The organism is Bacillus sp. SIMBA_005, assembly GCF_046535585.1.
Classification (GTDB): domain Bacteria; phylum Bacillota; class Bacilli; order Bacillales; family Bacillaceae; genus Bacillus; species Bacillus pumilus.
Genome location: NZ_JAWRWI010000730.1, coordinates 1 through 256, shown reverse-complemented (window position 1 = coordinate 256; position 256 = coordinate 1). Strand labels below are relative to the sequence as shown.

Here is a 256-nt window from a genome sequence, read left to right as displayed (position 1 = left end):
CATCGGGGTCCAGGTACCACCAGCCATCGTTGAACACCATGACGGGTGCTCCGATCGTGGGGTCGAGGCTGGACGGTGCGTGGATCCAGACCCGGCGGGAGGGCCCGGGGTAACGGGCGCTGTCGCCGAGCGGCACCTCGGTGATCGTTCCGCGAGGAACGTCGGGATGGGGGTGGGAATCGGGGCCGTAGGCATAGATGATGCCGTCGACGGCGGGCGGCAACGCCTGATAGGCGATCGGCTTCGGCATTCCGTC

At 68.0% G+C, this 256-nt stretch carries 1 protein-coding gene; it reads right to left on the bottom strand.

The annotated features are described in order from the left end of the window. Window positions 1–256: alpha/beta hydrolase (locus SB660_RS21985; RefSeq protein WP_410584572.1), on the bottom strand; the 256-nt coding region annotated here is incomplete at both ends.